The organism is Ferruginibacter sp. SUN106 (genome assembly GCF_050611765.1).
Lineage (GTDB): Bacteria > Bacteroidota > Bacteroidia > Chitinophagales > Chitinophagaceae > Ferruginibacter.
Window position 1 is genome coordinate 1,041,893 of sequence record NZ_JBODJC010000003.1, and the last position, 20,592, is coordinate 1,062,484.

The 20,592-nt window shown below is 37.9% G+C and carries 21 protein-coding genes; 13 read left to right on the forward strand and 8 right to left on the reverse strand.

What is annotated here, in order from left to right; translation table 11 throughout:
• Nucleotides 1–87 precede the first annotated feature (87 nt).
• The 3 genes from ACQ334_RS15895 (at nt 88) to ACQ334_RS15905 (ending at nt 2,560) form a co-directional block, all read left to right on the forward strand.
• Nucleotides 88–1,242 (forward strand): hypothetical protein, encoded by a 1,155-nt coding sequence (locus ACQ334_RS15895; protein ID WP_430989231.1) that lies wholly within the window; start codon nt 88–90, stop codon nt 1,240–1,242.
• A gap of 146 nt (nt 1,243–1,388) precedes the next feature.
• Entirely contained in the window at nt 1,389–1,988 is a 600-nt protein-coding gene (locus tag ACQ334_RS15900; protein ID WP_430989232.1) for a hypothetical protein, read from the forward strand.
• Nucleotides 1,989–2,071: 83 nt separating this feature from the next.
• Entirely contained in the window at nt 2,072–2,560 is a 489-nt protein-coding gene (locus tag ACQ334_RS15905) for a hypothetical protein (RefSeq protein ID WP_430989233.1), read from the forward strand.
• Between the two features lie 21 nt (nt 2,561–2,581).
• Here ACQ334_RS15905 and ACQ334_RS15910 read toward each other — a convergent pair whose 3' ends face one another.
• Nucleotides 2,582–3,748: a GAF domain-containing protein gene (locus ACQ334_RS15910; RefSeq protein WP_430989234.1), complete on the reverse strand. Its 1,167-nt coding sequence runs from the start codon at nt 3,746–3,748 to the stop codon at nt 2,582–2,584.
• 270 nt (nt 3,749–4,018) lie between these two features.
• Here ACQ334_RS15910 and ACQ334_RS15915 point away from each other — a divergent pair, with 270 nt between their 5' ends.
• The 6 genes from ACQ334_RS15915 to ACQ334_RS15940 all read left to right on the forward strand — a co-directional run bounded on the left by ACQ334_RS15915 (nt 4,019) and on the right by ACQ334_RS15940 (nt 7,048).
• Nucleotides 4,019–4,471 carry an AraC family transcriptional regulator gene (locus tag ACQ334_RS15915; protein ID WP_430989235.1) on the forward strand — a complete coding sequence of 151 codons (453 nt, stop codon included), beginning with the start codon at nt 4,019–4,021 and terminating at the stop codon, nt 4,469–4,471.
• A 42-nt stretch (nt 4,472–4,513) separates the two neighbouring features.
• Nucleotides 4,514–4,924, forward strand: coding sequence for a VOC family protein (locus tag ACQ334_RS15920; protein ID WP_430989236.1), 411 nt, complete (start codon nt 4,514–4,516; stop codon nt 4,922–4,924).
• Between the two features lie 57 nt (nt 4,925–4,981).
• Nucleotides 4,982–5,434, forward strand: a complete 453-nt coding sequence (locus tag ACQ334_RS15925; protein WP_430989237.1) for a DUF1569 domain-containing protein — start codon at nt 4,982–4,984, stop codon at nt 5,432–5,434.
• Nucleotides 5,435–5,444: 10 nt separating this feature from the next.
• Nucleotides 5,445–5,897, forward strand: a complete 453-nt coding sequence (locus tag ACQ334_RS15930) for an ACT domain-containing protein (protein ID WP_430989238.1) — start codon at nt 5,445–5,447, stop codon at nt 5,895–5,897.
• 114 nt (nt 5,898–6,011) lie between these two features.
• Nucleotides 6,012–6,374 (forward strand): hypothetical protein, encoded by a 363-nt coding sequence (locus ACQ334_RS15935; protein WP_430989239.1) that lies wholly within the window; start codon nt 6,012–6,014, stop codon nt 6,372–6,374.
• A gap of 56 nt (nt 6,375–6,430) precedes the next feature.
• Nucleotides 6,431–7,048 carry a DUF3267 domain-containing protein gene (locus tag ACQ334_RS15940; RefSeq protein ID WP_430989240.1) on the forward strand — a complete coding sequence of 206 codons (618 nt, stop codon included), beginning with the start codon at nt 6,431–6,433 and terminating at the stop codon, nt 7,046–7,048.
• A 3-nt stretch (nt 7,049–7,051) separates the two neighbouring features.
• Here the strand turns inward: ACQ334_RS15940 and ACQ334_RS15945 are convergent, their stop codons facing one another.
• Nucleotides 7,052–10,075 carry a membrane dipeptidase gene (locus ACQ334_RS15945; protein ID WP_430989241.1) on the reverse strand — a complete coding sequence of 1,008 codons (3,024 nt, stop codon included), beginning with the start codon at nt 10,073–10,075 and terminating at the stop codon, nt 7,052–7,054.
• Between the two features lie 99 nt (nt 10,076–10,174).
• Here ACQ334_RS15945 and ACQ334_RS15950 point away from each other — a divergent pair, with 99 nt between their 5' ends.
• The 4 genes from ACQ334_RS15950 to ACQ334_RS15965 all read left to right on the forward strand — a co-directional run bounded on the left by ACQ334_RS15950 (nt 10,175) and on the right by ACQ334_RS15965 (nt 13,945).
• Entirely contained in the window at nt 10,175–11,350 is a 1,176-nt protein-coding gene (locus tag ACQ334_RS15950) for an MFS transporter (RefSeq protein WP_430989242.1), read from the forward strand.
• A 28-nt stretch (nt 11,351–11,378) separates the two neighbouring features.
• Entirely contained in the window at nt 11,379–12,116 is a 738-nt protein-coding gene (locus ACQ334_RS15955) for a phosphodiester glycosidase family protein (RefSeq protein ID WP_430989243.1), read from the forward strand.
• Between the two features lie 119 nt (nt 12,117–12,235).
• Nucleotides 12,236–12,634: a VOC family protein gene (locus tag ACQ334_RS15960; protein ID WP_430989244.1), complete on the forward strand. Its 399-nt coding sequence runs from the start codon at nt 12,236–12,238 to the stop codon at nt 12,632–12,634.
• 270 nt (nt 12,635–12,904) lie between these two features.
• Entirely contained in the window at nt 12,905–13,945 is a 1,041-nt protein-coding gene (locus ACQ334_RS15965) for a PAS domain-containing sensor histidine kinase (RefSeq protein ID WP_430989245.1), read from the forward strand.
• A gap of 92 nt (nt 13,946–14,037) precedes the next feature.
• On the opposite strand, the gene ACQ334_RS15970 is transcribed toward ACQ334_RS15965, so the two are convergent.
• The 6 genes from ACQ334_RS15970 to ACQ334_RS15995 all read right to left on the reverse strand — a co-directional run bounded on the left by ACQ334_RS15970 (nt 14,038) and on the right by ACQ334_RS15995 (nt 20,586).
• A complete protein-coding gene (locus ACQ334_RS15970) occupies nt 14,038–14,529 on the reverse strand; it encodes a DUF1203 domain-containing protein (protein ID WP_430989246.1) in 492 nt (163 codons plus the stop codon).
• A gap of 67 nt (nt 14,530–14,596) precedes the next feature.
• On the reverse strand, nt 14,597–15,427 hold the full coding sequence (locus tag ACQ334_RS15975) for a bifunctional helix-turn-helix domain-containing protein/methylated-DNA--[protein]-cysteine S-methyltransferase (RefSeq protein WP_430989247.1): 831 nt from the start codon (nt 15,425–15,427) through the stop codon (nt 14,597–14,599).
• A gap of 201 nt (nt 15,428–15,628) precedes the next feature.
• Nucleotides 15,629–16,297 carry a DUF5995 family protein gene (locus tag ACQ334_RS15980; RefSeq protein ID WP_430989248.1) on the reverse strand — a complete coding sequence of 223 codons (669 nt, stop codon included), beginning with the start codon at nt 16,295–16,297 and terminating at the stop codon, nt 15,629–15,631.
• Between the two features lie 27 nt (nt 16,298–16,324).
• The gene (locus ACQ334_RS15985) at nt 16,325–17,857 is read right to left on the reverse strand and encodes a hypothetical protein (protein ID WP_430989249.1); all 1,533 of its coding nucleotides are present in this window, start codon (nt 17,855–17,857) and stop codon (nt 16,325–16,327) included.
• A gap of 70 nt (nt 17,858–17,927) precedes the next feature.
• Nucleotides 17,928–19,472, reverse strand: coding sequence for an alpha-N-arabinofuranosidase (locus tag ACQ334_RS15990; protein ID WP_430989250.1), 1,545 nt, complete (start codon nt 19,470–19,472; stop codon nt 17,928–17,930).
• Between the two features lie 118 nt (nt 19,473–19,590).
• Complete coding sequence (locus ACQ334_RS15995; RefSeq protein ID WP_430989251.1) at nt 19,591–20,586, reverse strand: glycoside hydrolase family 43 protein; 996 nt, start codon at nt 20,584–20,586, stop codon at nt 19,591–19,593.
• Nucleotides 20,587–20,592 lie beyond the last annotated feature (6 nt).

A 20,592-nucleotide genomic window follows, 5' to 3' on the forward strand; every position in this document is an offset into this window, starting at 1 on the left:
GCTACTGAAGAACTATACGGTATGAGAATTATTAGTTTTCTACTGTCTGTTACCGGAATATTTTTATAACCCCTCAATCAATAGCTGATGAAGAAATTTTTAATGCTTTGTTTCGCAACAATTCTTTTTGTGTGCGGTGCCGGCGCACAAGCTAATTTTGATAAGAATAAAATTTCAGATTTTTTTCAAAACCAGCAGTATGAAGAGGCTATAAACTACTTAACGCCACTACTGGATGCTGACCCAAAAAACATTTCATTACTCGGCTATATTGGTTATGCAAATTATATGAACGACAATGAAAATGCTGCAGAAATATTTTACAGGCAAATTTTCGATATCGATTCTGCTAATATTGCGGCTCTCAGTTACCTGGCAATTTTAACCAAAATTGAAAGCCCGGGAGAATCCTTGTCCTTTTACCGGCGCCTGGTTAACCTGCAGCCGGCAAAAGCAAGCCATTACAGAAACATGGCCGAACTTTTAAAAAGGAAACAACCTGATTCTTCACTTTTCTTTTATAATAAAGCGTATCAATTATTGCCCGGGGATCAAAAAAACAGCCTGGGCCTGGCAGATGCACTAATTGATAATAAAATATTTATAAGGGCAGATAGTATAATAGAAGTTGCCTTAAAAAAAGATTCTGTAAATATTTCTTTTCTAAAATCAGCAATACGTTCTGGTTATAATTCCGGTAACTATCAAAATGTAATTGTTCCCGGAGAAAGACTGGTGAGGCTTAATGATCCTGCACTAACCGCATTAACGCAAGTAGCATTATCCTACTATTCTTTAAAGTTATATAGTGATTGTATCAGGATTTGTGATTACATGGATCAGCAGGGAATTGCAAACGAAAGAATTTTATACTACGAAGCAAAAGCATGGAGCCAGTTAAAAGAATTTAATAAAAGTAATGCATTGCTGAAAACCTGCATTAATATGGCCATTTCAAAAGATGCAGAAACCTATTATTATAACCTGGCACAAAATCATGAATCACTTAAACAATATAAGGTTGCCATTTCTAATTATGATACTGCCTATTATATCTTTAAGAACCCGGTAATGAAATATAACTGCGGCCGTATTTATGAGCTCAGTTTAAAAAATAGTTTGCTGGCCCGGAAATATTATACAGAATACCTGGCAAAGGCTGATCCAAAAGATGCAGAAGAAAAAAAGGCTTACGACTATGTGAAATCGAAATGGGGGAAAACAGGCGCTATAAAAAAATGAGTGTGAATTATAGTAATTGTTAGCGTGGATTAAGAATTGAGACACTAATGAAATGATTCATTTCCGTTTACAAAATAGTACCTGCCGTTTAATAACCGTTTTCCTTTATAACAAATCACGGTTGTTTTCTTTGCAAAAAAATTATAATGACAAAGAGAACAATACTTGCTGTGTTACTATCGATATTTTCAGTTATTGCTTACGCTCAAAACAATACTAGAGATTACCTGAACATACCTGGTCCGGTTGTTTTTGATAGCCAATCGTTCCATCTCGACTGGAGCTCCCACCCTGCTGTTAATTTTTATAAACAGGAATACCTTACAAAAAACGATAGCGCAGGTAAATACAAAACCATGCTGATGATGGATGTGATTACAGGAGATAAAAACCTTAAAGATATAGTTGCAGAAAAAATAAAGGAACTCAAAAATTTAAAGGCCACCAACCCTTTGATCAGTTACGAAAGTTTTGGCAATGCCGCAGCAGGAGAATACATGCTTGATTTTGTTTTAACTGCCGGCACACCTGATGGCAAACAACTGAGCATTGCAGAAAGAAATGTGTACCGCTATAAAACCTTTGTTGATAAAGGAGGTAAAAGAGGTGTGCTTTTATTCGGCGTCAGCACAAGGGCTTATGGTAAAGACATCAGCAACTTTTATGCTGCATTAAAAACAAACAAGTCGCAATTGGTAAACCAGGTAGCAAAATATACGATCCCGGAAATAAAGGTGCGTAAATAAATCTATAGCCAGGGAAACAGTACCCATAATGAAATGCATTATCTTTAGTACACAAAACGTACTGATTGAACTGTAAAATAATTTTGACTGTAATACTAATTACGACAATTGTTGTATTCCATTCCTGTACAGATACAGCAAAAGAAAAAACTTCATCTTTATATGTACACCCGGCCCCGGTTGAACTTACTGCACAACTGGATAGTATTCAGCAAAAAGATTCGCAATCAGTTTTATTTATTAAACTGAGCCTGGTGAATAAAACGGTTGTTCCCCTTAGCTATTATTCGATGACTTGTTCGTGGACTACAGGCATTACCTGCGACAATAAAGACATTACCCCAAACCCAAACATTTGTTTTTCAAACTGGTGGATAAAAGAAAATATTGCTCCGGCACAAAGCCACAATTATTTTTTAACTGCCATTACAAAAAACAATCTTCCGAAAAAAAAATTCCGGATCGGTTTTAATATGGTCACTGATGTGGTAAATGATGTTGACAGTATTGAGCATGCTTTATCCGCTATGAAACATGTGGTATGGAGTAATGTAATTCACCCGGAGCACTAATTGCAAAACTGAGGTTTACATTTATGCCACCGCCAATGCCAGTTCCGAAAAAGATATTTTTATAGCATTGGCAGAAGCTGCTGAAACAGTATGCTCTACCGTACCGTTGTAAGATTGTGCCACCTCAAATAACAAACTATTAAATACTTCTTTACTCACTTCATTAAAACTAAGTACCGGGCCATCATCTTCAATTAAAATTTCAAAAGGCATTCCCGTTTGTATAGTAATGGTAACTATTGAAATATTTTTGTTATCAGCAAGTACTTTTAACCATTGTTCAATAATGCGGATAGCGGCAATGGCTTTATCGCCTGTATAAGAAGTTTTTTTACCTGTAATTACAGTACGTATGGTAAATGAAAATGTAGCCGCCACTCTTTCTACAAATTCTTTCACCAGTTCTTCTGCCGGTATAAAATTCATCACAGGTGGCGTAATAGCATAAGATAATTCCCGTATGCCGGTTAGCACTTTACGCAATTGCTCCTGTGCAGTTTTCCAATGCTGCGATTCTTCCATGTTTCCATTAGCCGCCATTTTCAGGAACATCATAGCAGATGCCAGTGATTGCGCCAACTCTTCGTGCAGGTTATATGCTATCTCCTTTTTATTAATTTCCTGCGCCAGTATCACCCTGCTGATGGTCTTAGTTTTTAAAGCGATCATTTCTGCGGCCCGTTTGCGGATCAACAGATTTTTCTTACGCAACTCCAGCAATTTGGTCACCTGGTTAGATAAAATTTTTAATGCTCTTTCCTGCTCCGGTAATAATTTACGGGGTTGATTATCGATGATACAGATAGTCCCCAGTTTATAACCTGCTGTTGATACAATTGGTGCCCCTGCATAAAAACGAACCTGGTGCTCACCTGTTACAAAAGGGTTATCAAAAAAGCGTTCATCTTTTGTGGCATCTTCCACCTCCATTACCTCGTCCTGCAATATGGCATGGGTACAGAAAGCAACGTCTCTTGCTGTATTATTTTCAGCAATCCCTTTTTTGGCTTTAAACCATTGCTGGTTTTTATCCAATAATGTAATTAAAGATATGGGGCAATTACAGATCTGCGCCGCCAGCTCTACCAGCTCATTAAAATCATTTTCTTCAGGGCTATCTGTTATTTCATAAGAAGCCAGGTCAATAAGGCGTAGTTCTTCATCTGGAGGTAATTCTGCAATGATCATAATATTGAATTTTACTGCCGGATTATCAATAAAGATAATCAACTACAAAGGTGCAGTTATTACTTACATTAATTACTCATTAGTTGTTAAAAAGACATCTACTACAGCAATTTCGAACTAGTACTACCCGTTTCAATGACAGTGTATTGCTTTCAATTGTTATATCTTCACTATCGGCTCTCTGCAAAAAAAAAGCGCACACAATTGTGATATACAAAAACTAAAGTATTTTAGCAATCGTTACAAACTGTATTTTAAATTAATAACAACATGACAACAGCACCATACCCAAAAGTATATTTATACCGGCGTATTGTGCAGGCCAAACTTTTTATTGACGATCATTATACAGAGCATATTGACCTTGATAACATTTCAGATGAAGCTTATTTTTCCAAATTTCATTTTATCCGGTTGTTTAAAAAAATATATGATAAAACACCGCACCAGTATTTAACCGTAGTAAGAATAGACAAAGCAATGCACTTATTAAAAGCCGGCACTCCTGTTACAGCAGCTTGTTATGCTGTAGGATTTGAAAGCCTCTCTTCTTTCAGCGGACTTTTTAAACGTACTGTTGGTATCTCCCCCTCTGATTACTTACTGCAGCAACAAATCATCAAAAAAGAATTGCAGCAAACACCATTGAAATTTGTTCCGGGCTGTTTTGCTTCCCGGCATGGCTGGACAAAAAATAGCAATTTTGAAGAAGCGGCATTATAATGTATTGCTCATCTTTGTTGCTCATCAATAATTATTATCATCATGATATCAAAACTTACACATGTATGCGTTTATGTACTTAACCAGGATAGCGCTTACGATTTCTATGTCAACAAACTCGGGTTCAAAGTACATACAGATGCGCCGATGGGTAAGGACGCCCGGTGGCTTACCGTTTGCACACCCGATGATCCGGGGCTGGAGATCACTTTATTTTTGATTGCCGAAGGAGGCCCGTTTAGCAAAGCAACGGCAGAAACTATGAAAGAACTGGTACAAAAAGGAACTTTTGGTTGTGGCGTATTTACCTGCAAAGATATTTTCGCCACTTATGAAGAACTGAAAGCAAAAGGAGTAGAATTTACCAAAGCGCCAACAAAAGAATTTTATGGTACAGAAGCGCTTTTTAAAGACGATTCAGGTAACTGGTTTTCTTTAGCACAGTTGGAGTAAAGCAGAATTAATGGCAGCATTTACTTTTCAATGTGATCATAAAAAATTATGAATAATATGAAATCAGTATTTGACGAAAGTACCAGGACTGAATTGACCGGCAGGATAAATTTACTTACTGAAAACAGCAGTGCTCAATGGGGTAAGATGAATGTTTATCAAATGCTGAAACATTGTACCATGTGGGACGAATGGGTAACCGGCACGGATACCAAAAAATATCCGAGAGCATTCCTTGGCCGCATTGTTGGCAGAATGGCGTTGAAAAGCATTACAAAAGATGAAACACCTATACAACGCAATGCCGTTTCACTTGCTGCATTTATAATAAAAGAAACAAATGGAGATATTGATACTGAAAAAAAGAAATGGATAACACTTATTGCATCCTATGCACATTTTTCTAATCCCGGTTTTGTACATACTTTTTTTGGAAAGATGACAACTGAACAGATCGGTTATTTTGCCTACAAGCATGCCGATCATCATTTGCGGCAGTTTAATGTTTAGAAATAAAAATATGGATAGCGTAATCTATTCGTATTTTTATTATACTACTGATATACGCTGTACAATGACAGGAGAAAATGATCTATCCCGGCTTTTAAAAACCATGCAACCGCAATTGAATGACGGTGAATTTGTTTTTTGTACCACTCCCGATCTTACAAATATCAATATGGCTGACGTGGTGATGCTATTTAAAGAACAGGAAGGATACACTCTCCTGCTTACGAAAGCAACAGCCGACCAGTTGCCATTACCCTACTCTTTTATTGCTTCCTGGATCACATTAACGGTGCATTCTTCATTAGAAGCCGTTGGATTAACTGCTGCATTCTCCAATGCACTTGCTGCTGAAGGAATCAGCTGCAACGTGGTGGCGGCATTTTATCACGATCATATTTTTGTTGATAAAAAAGATGCACAAAGGGCAATAGTGGCACTTCAAAAGCTTTCAAAAACAGCGTAACCATTTAAAACTAAAAAACTCCGCCTGTAACATCCGGGTAATTTTCATTAAACTTTTTCAATTTCCGGTTGTTGATTTCCATTTATTATCATGCTTAATAATGGCAGGTAGAATATGGAAATCATTTATATCGCTAATATCATCGTTGCAGGATGGATAAGTATCACATCAATATTTAATCCTAAACTTGCTGCAGCAACTATATTTCAAAATGCCTACCCCGATACAGAAATCACCAGGCTAACAGGTTGCCTTTGGCTTTCCATTGCTATCATTTCTTTTTTGGGGCTTTGGCAACCGCTCATATTTGCACCCATACTGCTGGTACAACTAATATACAAATCTGCCTGGCTACTATTTGTTGCATTACCGGCCTTTAAAAATAAACAACCCTACCCTGCAGCTATGGCTTTATTCTTTTTAGTGTGGGTAATGGCTTTACCTTTTTTTATACCCTGGGACGAATGGATAAAGTGAGTACTGTTTTTCAAATACATCATTTGAATTTCATTGTTGCATAGTAAATTAAAAATATGGAAATCAAACCTGAAGAATTAGTTGCAAATAATTACACCCTCCTCGCCAGCCTGGAGCATCATAACATTATCCCTTTTGTAAGAACCTACATAAAAAAGAAGACCCGTTTTGCTACCATTTATTATATCAGCAATATCATTCCCTTATTGTTACTGTTTTTCTTTTCTTACAAGTATTATAATACTCCGGGGTTTACAATTATCAATTGCATCAATCATTTTTGTTATGGACTTGCCATCGCCATCGCATTAGTACCCTTGCATGAGTATATTCATGTACTGGCCTATAAATCGCAGGGCGCAAAACAGACATCCTATGACAGCAACATTAAAAAATTCTATTTTATGGCTATTGCCGATCAATTTGTTGCGAACAGAAAGGAATTTCAAATTGTGGCATTGGCTCCATTTGTATGTATTTCTTCCGTTTTGATAGTACTATTATTTTTCGCCGCCCCCTCCTGGAATTATACAATCATCGGAATATTATTTACTCATACGGCATGCTGCTCCGGAGATTTTACCCTGTTGAGTTTTTTTGATTTTCATAAGGATAAGACCGTGGTTACTTATGACGACAAGAAAAATAAGATTTCTTATTTCTTTGAAAAGTAAATACTACCTCACCCTGCGGCTACTCTTCACGCACTTATCCCACATGCTTACAAAATAATCTGCGGCATTAAAAAATACCTGCCGTTCACTCCTCTCCATTCCCAGGTTTTTAAGGTCCTGGAAATAATCGGGGTACAATCCAATATGCGCCATGCCCTCTGTATTATAATCCCAGCTTTTATTACCAAATTTATATTTACGCATTTTTAAAGGAGAGCCCGGTGAAGATTGCAAAGGCATTCCTTCTGCAGCATAGCTTACCTGTTTATTCCAGTAGTTGTAAATATTTCCTGCATACTTGCTTCTTGCCCCATCCCTGCCCGGGCCAATTCTTGGTTTAGGCAAGGTAACTGCACCATTCACATCAGAGCCCATCATAATTGCGCCACCATTCATTTTATTGGCTCTCATAGCAATGCGAAAATTGGTGAGGTATTGCGCCGCTGTTGATTCGCCGATACCAATACCAAACACTCCACCGAGGCTTTTTATGTTTTGTAATTGTTCATCTGTTCTTTGGTTCTCACTCACCTTATGATCTTTGTCTTCAAAAAAACCGTCACGCACACCATTGTGCCCCGATACCACAGGATAATCAAATTCGTTTGCCATCATCAGCATATCCGAAACAGAATGGTCGCTCATGTGATCCACATCAATGATCATTCCTAAACGCATCATCTCTTTTATCGCCACTTTTCCCAGGTCAGTAAGTCCTAACTGATTTTGTTGTCCGCCCGGAATACTATTGTAGATATCCCATGCAGGATCGGGTGTAAGTAAACTTTTAATAATTTTAAATTGACTAATGCAACCCAATTTTGGATCAGGACAAAAATCACCACTTGTAAAATCAAGATTTAATGCCGGCGGAAAAGGTATTTGCGAAATGCCATCAAATAATCCATTGATACCACCAATAGCTGCATTCATAGAACCAGCGGTTGCAACCCCGTCTGTAAGACTTAAAGAATATTTTATCCGTGGATCACGTGCAGACTCCACATTAAACATTAATCCGGGCCGCAACGGATCGCCAAAGCGCAGGGGCTGACTATTAGTAAAACGATTACTGAAATTAAACAGCAGGCTATAAATAGCAGAGCCGCCGAATTTATTATTTACTAAATGAACAGGGAAAATATACCGCACTCCTTTGTCATAAAGCCGCCTGATCTCTGCCTTTGCAGTGGTTTCATTTACGGTTATATTAGCATAGTTAAAGTTACCGATATTATCTACTTCCATACCTATGATAATGGCCATTTTATTACTACGCACAATACGCCTGATGTCATCGGGGCCATTGGCTACTTCCATAAAATCATTATGCCTTGCCACGAATGATTTTATTTCATCCAGTTGCAGATCCGCACTGGCTTTATCATCCATTGGTCCATCCCCGCTAAGCACGGCACCCAGCAATTCACTGTTTACTGTAAGTGTTACCATCACCCGCAATCCGCCCTGGTAGGCCCGTTTGATCCAGTCTACCCACATCTGCTGGTGGCTGGCACTTGAAAAATGCGGCCAGTATAAAAAATCCGGGTAACCTGCATGCGGATGATCACCATGCAGGTTCCTTTCCAGTGGCACACGATTTTCAAACTCTGCATCAAATGCAAAATTCAATACCGCTGCACGGATGTAATTACCGCAATCATTATCTGCACCCCAGCCACCATGCGCTGCATTACAGTTACCTAATGCATCAGCAGGGCCTTTTGCTCTTTCGTCGCTGGGATTACATTCAGGAGCAAATGCATCAAAACCACGTACATGCGTACCCGCCGGAACTATTGACCCCGAGTCTGGTGCGCCATAAATCAATTTCTTTCCCATGGATAAATGGCTCATCAGGTGCGTATGCAGATCTGCGGCTCCACATATCGGCACATAAACATCGGCAGTAATTTGCTGGTCCCTGTTGGCTACCATATCTTTTATAGTGATCTGCTGTACTCTTAACGAGTCATTGGGTTCCCTGTTAGTTGCAGGATTAAATTTTACCATTTTAAAATCATCTACATTAATGATACCCCATGTAAGATTGGTGGAATTATCTGTAATGCGGATGGCGTATAATTTAGAAGTATCAAGATTGTGTACATCCCACCAGTCCCTGCGAAAGATATGATTGTTGTGGCCTGTTTTTGCAGTAATACCTGCAATAGGTTTGTACATAGTATCTCCTACAGTTCTTACACTTCCCTGGCTTACTCCAGGTAAAGTTTGCTGGCCGGTTAATACGCCACCAACATTGGAGCCTGCAAGCCTTATGCCTGTTGCATATTCCAGCAACTCTACTTTTAAGTTTGCGGCATCATTACCACCGGAAATTAAAAAGCTGATAAAATTCTGATCAGGATATAGTTTAAATGGCTCCGAAGTTAATGTACCTGTTGCCCGGCCCACTTCCGTGCTGCTTCCCAACATACCTTCGCCTTTACTACTGATCCAATGCTGGCGGTGATTGCCCAGGTTAAACTTAATATCCGTCCAGTAATCACCTCCCACATCAGTTTTTGAAACCACATCAAAATCATTCCAGGTATAAATATCTGCACCTTCTTTTTGCATAAATGCAGCACCTGTAATTTTCCATCCGGGCAACTGGCGGAAATAACCCAATTCAAAATCGCCGTTATTCAAATAATCAAATGTGCGGATGTTAGCATTTACCTGTACCGGGGTGGGCACATATACCATTGTTTTAACCGTATCTTTTTTAGGCAGCGTTTTAATTTTAAGCGGAACAGTCTTTACAAATTTTGGATCAATCTCAAACCCGATACTGTAGGGGTTTTTAGATTGATCTACCTTTGCCAGCATATTGTTGTACAACTGCCTGTAAAAAGCAGTGTCGCCCGGGTTCATATGCAGGAAGATGATCTTACTGCCCTCTAATCTTATCTGGCCCTGTTGTTCCATCATCTTAAGGCCACGCTCAAAATCTTCTTTTGATTGCTGGGCATTTGTAACACAAGGCAGCATCAGCAGCAGGTATACAATGGTTCTTTTAAGCATAGTATGATTTTGCTACGCAATAAACAAAAAAACATGTTTCAAGAAAACTACATAATCATGTTTCAGTTTAAGTAAATTCGTTTAGCCTTAGCCAATTTTATGAACGATACGCCGGTTAAAAAATGGATACTGCCCGCCATTGTAGTGGCACAATTTTCCTGCACTTCCTTATGGTTTGCCGGCAATGCCATTATGCCCGATATTATTAAAAAATTTACACAGGATGAAAGTTTTTTAGCTAACCTTACCAGTGCTGTACAATTTGGGTTTATCACAGGCACCTTTATTTTTGCATTATTTACTATTGCCGACCGCTTTTCCCCTTCGGTAGTTTTCTTTAGTTGTTCTGTAATTGCAGCATTGTTTAATCTGGGCATAATTATCAATGGCATTCCTACTTCTGCATTATTGTTGTTCCGTTTTTTTACCGGCTTTTTTCTTGCGGGCATTTATCCTGTGGGTATGAAGATCGCTTCGGATTATTTTCAAAAAGGCTTAGGCAGGTCGTTAGGATTTTTAGTAGGTGCATTAGTATTAGGCACTGCTTTTCCACATTTATTAAAAAGTATCACCACACAATTACCCTGGAAATATGTGATCTATTCTATTTCCACACTCTCTGTAATGGGCGGATGTATTATTTTATTTTTAGTACCCGATGGGCCATTCAGAAAAAAAAGTCAGCAACTCAACTTTGCAGCATTCAGAAATGGTTTCAGCAATAAAAATTTCAGGTCGGCTGCTGTTGGTTATTTCGGGCATATGTGGGAGTTGTATACCTTCTGGGCATTTGTACCGGTGATATTAGCTACCAATAAAAATTATTACCATAACGATATCAATGTACCACTTTTTTCTTTTTTAATTATTGCCTGTGGTTCTGTTGCCTGCGTGGCAAGTGGTTTATTATCGCAAAAATTTGGCGCCAAAAAAATTGCCACCCTGGCCTTGTTTTTATCCTGTTCCTGCTGCCTTTTATCTCCATTATTTATACTCAGTAATTCAACCCCGCTGCTACTTTCATTTTTATTTTTTTGGGGATTAATGGTGATTGCCGATTCTCCTTTATTCTCTACATTGGTGGCACAAAACGTAGCAGAAGAATCAAGAGGTACTTCGCTTACAATAGTAAATTGTATCGGGTTTTCTATAACTATTATAAGTATTCAGCTATTAAAAATATTATCTGCAAACATTAATGCCCAATATTTATACCTGGTATTGGCTGTTGGCCCGGTGATAGGGCTTATAGCATTACTAAGAAATAAAAAATGATAATTTACCGGATGATTATTTAACCGTTATGGTCAAAACTAAAATATACCTGTTAACTTTCATATTGCTGTTTTCTGCCACAATACTTTTTTATTGCTCCAATAAAAAAATTATTACCGACGCTAACTTTATAACCTATATCGTTGATGCACAAAAGCAAAATATTAAATTGTATTGGAAAGACGAGGCAAATAAAAATTTCAGCAGCATACAAAACCTTAACCAATGGGTTGAAAAAAACAATCAAAAGCTTTTATTCGCCATGAACGGTGGTATGTATACAACCGATGGTTCTCCACAAGGGCTGTACATTGAAAACGAAAAACTGCTCTCACCTTTAGATACTGCAAGCGGTGATGGGAATTTTTACCTGAAACCCAATGGCGTTTTTTACATCACTACAGATAATATTGCGGGTATTTGCAGCAGCCTTAATTTTATTGGTAAAGAAAAAATAAAATATGCTACCCAATCCGGGCCACTGCTGTTGATTGACGGTGAAATCCATCCTGCTTTTCAGCAAGGTTCGCCAAATGTTAATACCAGGAATGGAGTGGGCATCTTACCGGATAATAAAATTGTTTTTATATTATCCAAAAAGCCCGTAAGTTTTTTTGACTTTGCTAAATATTTTAAAAGTTTAGGTTGTACAAATGCATTGTATTTAGATGGGTTGGTATCCCGTGCTTATTTACCTGAACAAAACTGGATACAGACTGATGGAAATTTTGGTGTAATGATCGGCGTAACAGAAAATATTAATTAAACGCTTTTCATTTGCGTAACGTTTTACTTCAATTAACAGCTGATGGAATTTCTTCACGGATCATCCCGGGATGAATTTGAAACAAACTTACAAACTAACTAAAAATTTTATATTTACTCATGCAAAAGCCCGTAACCTTTTTAATGTTTGATGGCAAAGCTGAAAAAGCTATAAATTTTTATTTGTCTGTTTTTAAAGAATCCTCAATATTACAAATTGCCCATTATGGTAAAAACGAAGGTGGTGCAGAAGGTTCTATTCAATTAGCCACTATTGTTCTTGCCGGCCAGGTATTCATGCTTATTGATAGCCCGGTAAAACATAACTTTTCTTTTACGCCTGCCATATCCATTTATGTTAACTGCGAAACTGACGAAGAGATCAATACACTTTTTACAAAACTATCACAACACGGAACTGTTTTTATGCCACTGGGGCCTTACCCTTTCAGCAAAAAATTTGGTTGGCTGGCAGACCAATTTGGTGTTTCCTGGCAAGTAAATCTTATTGCTACATAAAATACCAGGTCGTATTTATACCTGAAAAAATACAAGCATAGTAACCACTATAAATACGTGATAATACCTGCTGCTATCTTAAAAAACCGGCACTAACTATATCAGCATGCATTGTAAATTTTTAATATTATTATTTCTTTGCTATGTTACAACTATAATAATTTTCTACAGTTGAAGTCATAATTTATCCAATTAATTTTTCATCCACCATTTAGATTGTATCTTACATACGCATACAGTATTTTTTTCGTTCTTACAAAACCTATGAGCATGGAAAACCTGCTGAAACCTGAAATAGAATTATCTGCTTTTTTTGAAATGACACCCGACCTTGTTTGCCTTGCCGGCAAGGATGGCTTTTTCAGAAAAATCAATCTTGCTGTTATCGATAAACTGGGGTACACTAAAGAAGAATTATTTGCAGCTCCCATTGCTTCGTTCATCCATCCTGAAGACAAAGAAATCACACACCAGACCCGCCAGGAAATGCTGCAGGGTAAACCATTGCGTAATTTCAATAATCGTTATGTTACCAAGAGTGGCAATGTAGTCTGGCTGGAATGGACCTCTATTTATTTTGCCGATAGCGAACTTGTATTTGCGATTGCAAAAGATGTTACCGAAAGAAAATTAATAGAAAAAGAGGTAGATGAAAAGTATAATAAATTCAAGAGCTTAGCCACGCATTTTAAAAAGCGCATAGAAAAAGATAAAAAAAACTTTGCCTATGAATTGCATGAAGAGTTAGCCCAATTAGTATCTGTTATAAAAATGGATATCGACTGGATTGCAAATGCTATGACCAATTTGCCTGAACCTCTAAAAAACAGGATCGATCATGCTTCAGTTGTTTCGAGGATGTTGATAAAATCAATTCAGAGAATATCGTTTTCCATCAGTCCCGGCATGATGGATGACCTTGGATTTAATACTACACTGGAATGGCTTTGCAACGAATTTGGATTGCTGAATGGTTTTCCCTGCAAATTTGAAAATTATTATGACGAAGAAAAATTAACACCGGAATTAAAGACCGACCTCTTTAGAATATGCCAGGAATCATTAACCAATGTTACCTATCATGCACAGGCAAACAATGTTATTATACGTATTGAAGAACTGTCGGGCAAGATTGTACTTACCATTACCGATGATGGAAAGGGGTTTGATATTAACGAAGAGAAAGAAACACCCGGCATTACCAACATGCATGAACGTGCCGCTTCAATTAATGGTTTGCTAACAGTTGAAAGTAAAATTGGCAAAGGCACAACAATTACTTTTAGTGTGGAGAAACCTAAAATACCGTAAGCCCTGTTTTCCGCTTTTAAAGTTGAAGTATACACTAACAGGGTTCTTCGTTGCAATGATAATTGCAGCGATACTCAAATAAAAAAAGAGCATTATCCTTTTACTTCCACTCTTTCAATCTTACAAATGAAACAACAGGCTTCTGCATTTCTTGCATGCAGATAGGCTACATAAGGATGCTCTTCAAATATTTTTACAATCAGTTCATCTATATCATCTTCCCCAACCAGTTTTGCAAAAACCATTTGCTGATTTTTACTGTACCCTATTAATGACAAAGGAAAACTTTCCTTATCTGCTTTTATCTCGGGTGGAAAACGATGCACATCTTTATACGCCTCCACTTCTTTTTTATGAATAAAGATCGGGCCTGGCTGGTTGAATGCATTGTCTTTTTCAAATGGACTGTGCGATAAGAGCAAGCGCATATCTTCCCCCACTGCAAATGGTTTTAAAGAGACCCTGCAAGGACCTTTACCTGTTGCCAGCTTTTCTGTTACGGTATGCCCGAATGCATCGGTATTGGTGGAACGAATTGTTGCGGCAAATTCCTCACTCAGTGGAATAATTTTAAACTGATTCATGTTGATTAATTTTATTGATACAAAGTTGCCGCAACAAATATTTTATCTCAACCCGATATTTGCGGAGTTAATTTTCAGGAGAGAGTTTTGCAGCTTCCCAACCAAGGATAGCAGTTTTGCGGTGGCTGCCCCAGTGATAATCACCAATAATACCCGTTGATTTTATTACACGGTGGCAAGGAATTAAAAATGCAACAGGATTATCACCAATGGCAGTACCCACTGCCCTTGATGCTTTTGGATTTTGTATACTGCCGGCAATAGTACCATAAGTGGCCATGTTGCCAAAGGGAATATGCAACAGCGATTGCCATACTTTTAGTTGAAAGGCCGTTCCTTTCAGATGCAGCTTTATTTTTTTAAGATCATTCCAGTCGCCGGTAAAAAACTGCAGTGCATCTTCCTGCAAATGATCCCTTTTTTTAACCAACTGTGCATTAGGAAAAAAATACCGGAGGTTCTCTAAGCCCTCCTTTTGATTTTTAATAAATGAAATATGACAGATGCCTTTTTCTGTAGAAGCTATAACAATTTCGCCAAAGGGAGTTGCTGCAAAGCTATATTGTATCAGTAAAGCCTCTCCCCCGTTTTTAAATTCACCCGGCGTCATTCCTTCTATACCAATAAACAGATCATGCAATCTTCCGGTACCTGATAAACCGGTTTCAAAACTTACATCAAATAAGGAGCGGTTTTGTTTTAATAAATTTTTTGCATACTCTACACTGATGAACTGGAGAAATTTTTTAGGACTTACGCCTGCCCACTCTTTAAATAAACGTTGAAAATGAAACGGACTCAGGTGTACCTGTTTTGCCACCACATCCAGATCGGGTTGGTCTCTAAAGTTTTCCTTTAAATACACAATGGCTTTTTCTATTCTTTCGTAATCGTTCATAACAGTACAAAAGTACAGCAGGACTGCACAATTAAAAACCCGAAACTTGCTATAAATTGAAAGGTATTTTTTTACACCATATAGGCATTTAAGACATTTTAGGCATATAGAATACACATATCAATCTTATATGCCTTAAATGCCTGTTTGGTAAATTTAACTCTGCAACATTTTTTTACCGCCCCAACTAATTAGTAAGATTTACTTTATCCAGTGCATCGCAAACCTGTCGTAGTGCTGCATTCTCTTTTTAACACGGCGTAATTTTCTTTTGCATTTGCCGGGATTGCTATAAAACAGTAAAGCCATTTGCACCTGCCTTTTCCGCCAGTTAAATATCATTTGCCTTCCCATTATTTTATCGGCGCCTAATGTAAAAAAATGGAGGCGTTTTACTTTTTTATACTTTCCTGTTGCAACGTAAATACTATCAAAAAAACTATTCAATGCTTTTTGAAATTGCAGCAGCGGCTGCTTATATTTTTTGAGTGTATCATAGCCAAATTTATCTTTCAGCGCCAGCCACATGTCGCCGTTAATATGAGCATTCATTCCCATAAACTGGTATTGCAATTCATTTAAACCGGTATCAGCATAATAATTTTTCCAGCTGAATTCCTGGGGTTGCTGTGTAATGTAGTTATGGTAAGACCTGAAAAAAGTTGGTGCAAAAAGAGATTCAAATCCAAATATAAATTGCTTTACACTATCTGGTTTTGCAATGGTATAGCGGTTAGTGGTTTCTATAGCTTTGTAATATAAACGGGCAAAATATTTTGAGGGAGTATTACTGTTGGCTATTTCCTGCAATGTATCTAACAATGGAGCGTTGTACCTAGGCTGTGCAAATGCAATTACAAAGAAGCCCATACAAAAAAATGTAGCCAGAAACCTCATTTAGCTAACGGGATTTACGTTATTACCAGTAAGTATTTTTTTGGCGATCGCTGCTTTTTTTGCAATGGGAAACTCCAGGTAACAGCTGGTTAAAAAATACCTTTCTTTACGGGAGAGTTTTTTTAGCAGGAAGGTTTTTAATTCACTATCCATTAATGCCACATCAATGATGTATGCCCATTTCATATCAGCAGTGATAAATGTATACCCGCCATACATTACCTGCTTATGAATAAAATAGAGTTTTAGCGGAATGCTGTTATCTTTTTTATTCATTACTGCAGAAAGGCAAAAACCATTTTTGTTTAGCAGCGGGTTATTAAAGCCCAGCCAGTTTTTTCGCCACAGGTAGTTTTGTATTTTGCGCTGCACCCAGCTCAATTTAGTATGTGCAATATTACGGGCATATTGCATCGCCATCATGCAGCTGGCAGGCATGTACACACTGATAGTACTATGCAGTTCTATGCCTTTACATTTTTGTAACCTTTCTTTATGCTGCTGTAGCCACAACCATTCTTCTGTAAAATAATTTTTAGCAAAAAAGCAAAGCACATTCATTTGAAAATCACAATCACCTGCTACGTCCTCCATATCATCATACAACTGCATACTACGTACCATACTGCTCCAGCTGCTGAATTGCTTTTGATACTGCAATTGCTTTTTGTTCAACAGTACTGCCCTTAATGTAAGCAGCACCTGTATGATATCATCGTCTTTTGTTTTTTGGTATTGCAACAGGTTGGTTAAAGTATAGTTGCCGTCAAATTCATTAATATCTGCTTTATAAGTATCAAAACATTTATTACAGGCCTTGCAGATCAGTTGTGCTGCTTCTGTGGCTTTTTCATCATCCAGTTTATTCAGGTAACTATTCATTTCCTGCAATAAAAATTGCAGGTGATTATAAAATGCTTTGTAAGTAATGCCGTATTTGCTGTTGCTACTTTCTAAAACCTGGTCAGGTAATACTTCGCAGATGTCAAACTCATAATATAATTCATGCCGGTTATTTATTTTTTTGTAACGCAGGTAATAATCGAGATCTTCATTATAAAGAATGCGCTGTATGTTTTCTTTGCCATGTTCGGCAGCAATGCCGTCAATAAATTCATCACCAAAAAGAATAGCCAGGCAAACCAGGTTGGCCAGGTGACTTTTATTTTTTAATAATTGTACCGGTGATTGCTTAAACAATAAAGTGTCGTAAGCAAAAGAACCTTTTTCGATATTATTTCTTACCTGTAATAATTCTTTAAACTGCAGGATATAATTAAGCCTTTTGTTTTTACGGATGCGCTTACGCATGTACAGGCCCACAGGAAAGGCACACAACATTGAAGCGGTGAATTGTAAAAAATTAAAAATTTCGCCAGATAGTTTGGTCTTAAACTCCTGGTCATGCTGAAGGTTTTCCTGTAGCATGTCCTGTACAAGCTGTGCTTCGGCATTATACAGATTTCTGTACGCCACTGTAACCGGCGCTGCAGTTATCAGATTTTGCTCAAGGCTGGTAAAAAAGAGTTTCATGAATTGCTAAAGTAAGCATCTATAGTAACCAGCCTATACCCTTTCGGGGGTATTTTTAGGAAACAGGGTTTTATTTTAATTCCAGCATTACAATACTTTGTGCCGGCAATTCCACCGTTAACTGGTCACCAGATTTTTTTGCTCCATTGAAAGGTACGTTTTTAACCTTATCAGGGTTTTCAAAAGTATTGATGTCAGTTAGCTTTGCAGAAGTAAGAATTTGTCCCTGTACTGTCTTCCAGTTTAGCCCAACCAATGCCGTTTGTAAATTCATTTTTTTATTGGGATCAAGATTAACCAATGTAATGTGTACTGTACCGGTTGAGTCCTGGGATGCAGAAATATTCAGTGCAGGAATTTTGTTGTTCTCGTTCACATAATCCGGTGATTTAAAATTAATGTTCAGTTTTTTTGCATCCATATGCACTTTGTACATATCAAAAATATAATAGGTTGGTGTGAGCAATATCTTATCTCCTTTGGTAAGAATAATAGATTGCAATACATTGATGGTTTGCGCCAGGTTTGCCATACGCACCCTGTCGCTGTGATTGTTGAAGATATTTAAAGTGGTTCCTGCAATCAATGCATCACGTAAACTGTTTTGCTGGTATAAAAAACCGGGATTAGTACCAGGTTCCACATCTGTCCATATACCCCATTCATCCACCACTAACGCTGTTCTTTTTGCAGGATCATATTTATCCATGATGGTAGAATGCCTTGTAACCAGGTCTTCCATCACCAGGCAATTCTTCATGGTATTGAAATATTCTTTTTCATCAAATGCAGTAGCCGATCCTTTCTTTCCCCAATTGCCGGAAGGAATGGTGTAGTAATGTAAAGTGATGCCCCACATTCTGCCGGGGCCAACATTTTTCATCAACGATTCCGTCCAGTTGTAGTCGCCGCTGTTAGCACCGCTGGCAATTTTCATCAATGGTGCTTTTGCATAATCTCTTGCATATACTGCATAACGTTTGTATTGATCGGCATAAAAATCAGCAGTCATATTTCCACCACAGCCCCAGCTTTCGTTACCTACGCCCCAGAATTTCACACGCCACGGTTCGCTGCGGCCATTTTGTTTACGCAGGTCGGTCATGGTACTTTTAGCATCGCTGTTTAAATACTCTACCCACTTGGCCATTTCTTCTACCGTACCACTACCCACATTACCTGCGATGTAAGGTTCACAACCGATCAATGAGCAGAGGTCCAAAAATTCATGCGTGCCAAAACTGTTATCTTCTGATACGCCACCCCAATTGGTATTTACCATGTACGGCCTTTCTTTTCGTGGACCAATACCATCACGCCAATGATATTCATCTGCAAAGCAGCCACCCGGCCATCTTAAATTAGGCACTTTAATTTTTTTCAATGCTTCTACCACATCTAATCTTATCCTGTCTTTTTTAGGTACATTCACAGAATCACCTACCCAAAAGCCATCGTAAATGCAGCGGCCAAGATGCTCGGAAAAATGCCCGTAAATATGGCGGCTGATGATGTTGGAAGAATTGGTAGCATCAATCACTACAGTTGTAGTTTGTGCCTTCGAAATATTTACAATTGCAGCAATCGTTAATAACGATACAAATATTTTTTTCATAATTCTAAATTATTCAATGTTTAAGGAAATAGTTCGGTTGATGATTTATATTTTAATTTAACTACGAAAACGTTTTAGCTATTTACTTCCTACTTTATTTACTTCTTACTTTATTTACCTACTTCCCTCCCTGCACACCTTCCCCCGTCATCATAACTCTTTTAATAGTTCCATCTTTATTATAATACAGGTAATCAATACAAACAGAACGATGGAAGCTGGCGTAATCAGGCACCAATGCACCATTATGATAAATAAAATAATCCTTGCCTTTAAATTCAATAATAGCCTGGTGATTGGTATTACAGTTGCCTGCAATTTCATTAATGATGCCTTTGTATATCCAGGGGCCTTCTATATTTTTACTCATCGCATACGCAATTTTTTCAGGAAATTCGTAAGCGTAAGATAAGTAATACCAGCCATTTTTTTTATGTACCCACGGCGCTTCAGTAAAATGTGGCAGCGATATAGTTTGTATCGGCCCATCCATATCAATCATATTCTCTTTCAACTTTACATAATGCAATGTGGTATTACCCCAGAATAAATACGCTTGTTTGTTATCATCAATAAAAATGGTAGGGTCTATATCATCCCAGCTGATCTTAGTCTCTGTAGTCATATCATTGGTAATAATTGCAGATCCTTTTGCATCTGTAAACGGGCCTAAAGGATTATCACTTACTGCAACGCCGATTGCTTTACCACGGTGTGTGCTATCATGGGTAATGGCTACATACCAATAAAATTTCCCGTTACGTTCTATTACCTGGCTGGCCCAGGCATCATCTTTTGCCCACTTAAAAGCTTTTACATTTAATGGAGATGGGTGCTCGGTAAATGTTTTCATATCACTTGTAGAAAAACAAAGCCATTCGTGCATTTCATAACCATTGCGTTTTTCCGGGGCCACATCATGCCCGGTGTAGATATACACTTTATCCTTATATACCATTGCCGCAGGATCGGCAGTAAATTTATATTTGATTATCGGGTTACCGGTTGCTGTAAAAGTAGTGTCTTTTATTCCGCTATTACCCTGTGCATTGCTTATAGTATTTGACAGTATCAGCAGGAACAATCCTGCAATATGTTTTACTTTTTTTTTCATCCGCCT

Excerpts from the sequence above, each read along its gene's own strand:
- ACQ334_RS15910 (WP_430989234.1), bottom strand. The coding sequence starts at position 3,748 with ATGATCATTGCAGAATTACCTCCAGATGAAGAACTACGCCTTATTGAC.
- ACQ334_RS15915 (WP_430989235.1), top strand. The coding sequence starts at position 4,019 with ATGACAACAGCACCATACCCAAAAGTATATTTATACCGGCGTATTGTG.
- ACQ334_RS15900 (WP_430989232.1), top strand. The coding sequence starts at position 1,389 with ATGACAAAGAGAACAATACTTGCTGTGTTACTATCGATATTTTCAGTT.
- ACQ334_RS15895 (WP_430989231.1), top strand. The coding sequence starts at position 88 with ATGAAGAAATTTTTAATGCTTTGTTTCGCAACAATTCTTTTTGTGTGC.
- ACQ334_RS15920 (WP_430989236.1), top strand. The coding sequence starts at position 4,514 with ATGATATCAAAACTTACACATGTATGCGTTTATGTACTTAACCAGGAT.
- ACQ334_RS15960 (WP_430989244.1), top strand. The coding sequence starts at position 12,236 with ATGCAAAAGCCCGTAACCTTTTTAATGTTTGATGGCAAAGCTGAAAAA.
- ACQ334_RS15925 (WP_430989237.1), top strand. The coding sequence starts at position 4,982 with ATGAAATCAGTATTTGACGAAAGTACCAGGACTGAATTGACCGGCAGG.
- ACQ334_RS15935 (WP_430989239.1), top strand. The coding sequence starts at position 6,012 with ATGGAAATCATTTATATCGCTAATATCATCGTTGCAGGATGGATAAGT.
- ACQ334_RS15950 (WP_430989242.1), top strand. The coding sequence starts at position 10,175 with ATGAACGATACGCCGGTTAAAAAATGGATACTGCCCGCCATTGTAGTG.
- ACQ334_RS15965 (WP_430989245.1), top strand. The coding sequence starts at position 12,905 with ATGGAAAACCTGCTGAAACCTGAAATAGAATTATCTGCTTTTTTTGAA.
- ACQ334_RS15930 (WP_430989238.1), top strand. The coding sequence starts at position 5,445 with ATGGATAGCGTAATCTATTCGTATTTTTATTATACTACTGATATACGC.
- ACQ334_RS15975 (WP_430989247.1), bottom strand. The coding sequence starts at position 15,427 with ATGAACGATTACGAAAGAATAGAAAAAGCCATTGTGTATTTAAAGGAA.
- ACQ334_RS15970 (WP_430989246.1), bottom strand. The coding sequence starts at position 14,529 with ATGAATCAGTTTAAAATTATTCCACTGAGTGAGGAATTTGCCGCAACA.
- ACQ334_RS15940 (WP_430989240.1), top strand. The coding sequence starts at position 6,431 with ATGGAAATCAAACCTGAAGAATTAGTTGCAAATAATTACACCCTCCTC.
- ACQ334_RS15945 (WP_430989241.1), bottom strand. The coding sequence starts at position 10,075 with ATGCTTAAAAGAACCATTGTATACCTGCTGCTGATGCTGCCTTGTGTT.
- ACQ334_RS15990 (WP_430989250.1), bottom strand. The coding sequence starts at position 19,472 with ATGAAAAAAATATTTGTATCGTTATTAACGATTGCTGCAATTGTAAAT.
- ACQ334_RS15980 (WP_430989248.1), bottom strand. The coding sequence starts at position 16,297 with ATGGGCTTCTTTGTAATTGCATTTGCACAGCCTAGGTACAACGCTCCA.
- ACQ334_RS15995 (WP_430989251.1), bottom strand. The coding sequence starts at position 20,586 with ATGAAAAAAAAAGTAAAACATATTGCAGGATTGTTCCTGCTGATACTG.
- ACQ334_RS15985 (WP_430989249.1), bottom strand. The coding sequence starts at position 17,857 with ATGAAACTCTTTTTTACCAGCCTTGAGCAAAATCTGATAACTGCAGCG.
- ACQ334_RS15955 (WP_430989243.1), top strand. The coding sequence starts at position 11,379 with ATGGTCAAAACTAAAATATACCTGTTAACTTTCATATTGCTGTTTTCT.